The sequence below is a fragment of the Mycobacterium sp. NGS63 genome (assembly GCF_059812295.1).
The window spans coordinates 1-1,413 of record NZ_JCALCJ010000020.1 but is presented as its reverse complement, the minus strand read 5'-3'; the positions used below and the strand labels follow the sequence as shown (position 1 = coordinate 1,413).

General features: G+C 61.3%; 1 protein-coding gene. It reads left to right on the top strand.

Features of this window, described 5'->3' with window-relative positions:
• Nucleotides 1-157 precede the first annotated feature (157 nt).
• A complete protein-coding gene (locus tag AC5Y4Z_RS26205; protein ID WP_499967947.1) occupies nt 158-982 on the top strand; it encodes a class I SAM-dependent methyltransferase in 825 nt (274 codons plus the stop codon).
• Nucleotides 983-1,413 lie beyond the last annotated feature (431 nt).

The window sequence follows — 1,413 nt, the reverse complement described above, 5'->3', positions numbered from 1 at the left end:
CGCACGCCTGGACAGAGCCCGCGGTGTGCAAAACAGCGACCCCGTTCCGCCCGACCATCGGAGCCGACCGGCCGCCGATGCCGGGCTGCGCACCGCCAGCCTCGACGAAGTGCTCTGTATCTCAGGTTTGTACCTCTCACGACAGTAAGGTGGCCTCATGGAGCCAGTGATCGGGAGTGTTCCGCCCGACTCGGATCCCACTTCGACTGCGAACTGCCGGTCGGCCGGTGAGTTGTTGCCCCCCGAGAAGCTCCAGAATTGGGTGGGTGGCGGTGGCGCTGACGCGTATAAGGCAATCGGCAATGAATTCTTGGGTTATTTGGTTGACCTATGTAGGTTGCGGCCAGGCGATGCAGTGCTCGACGTTGGTTGCGGCTCAGGGCGGATGGCGCTGCCGCTCACCGGCTACCTGAACCGCGAGGGCCGCTACGCCGGCTTCGATGTCTCAACGGAAGCAATCGCGTGGTGCACGGAGAATATCTCGGAATCACATCCCAACTTCGAATTCAAGGTCATAGATATTCAGAACGGAGTGTACAACCCGAAAGGGAGATACAAGTCGTCAGAGTTCAGTTTTCCGTATCCCGACGGGTCGTTCGATGTAGTGTTTCTTGCCTCAGTGTTCACGCACATGTTGCCGCAGGACGTGAGGCAATATCTGTACGAGATCTTCCGTGTGCTGAAGCCGGGCGGGCGAAGCCTAATCACCTTCTTCCTCCTCAACGAGGAGTCGTTAGCCCTAATCAGGGAGGGAAAGGGATCTTTTAAGTTCGAGCATGAGATGCCAGGTTATCGGATGACCAACTTCGAAAATCCTGAAGCGGCGATCGCCTACCCGGAAGGCTTCGTCAGGTATCTGTATGGGAAATGCGGCCTCGAGCTTCGGGATCCCTTGCGCTACGGCACGTGGTGCGGCCGAACGGACGGTATGAGCGGGCAGGACGTCGTGATTGCAATCAAGCCGCGAACAGGAATCGCATAGCCATCGCACGGCGCAACGATCCGCGCTCAGCGTCGTCGCGGTGCATTGTCTACACGGCGGCCTTCAACTTCGGGCAGCCGGGTGGCGCCGCTTGGGCGCGAGCTGATGCGCCTTGCCGGCTGCACAGGCCTGACCTTCACCTGCCGGTAGCAATCAGGACATGGGCTCGCGTCGCCCGCTAACGCCGATGGTCCTTGCACGTGAGAGCCGCAAGCGAGCTTGGTGCCCGGGTCTGCCCGAGTTGGTCGAGGCAGTTGTCACTTAGGTACAGGTCTGAGATGCACAGCACTTCGGCGAAGGGTGGCGGTTCTCAGCCCGGCGCCCGGCGCGCCCGCGCCCGGTCAGCCACGTTGGGTGCGTCGGGTCGGCGTTGGTGTGTGCCCGCCGCGGGTACCTTTTCGTGGCCACGTACAGCTCGGTCCAGGTGTGCC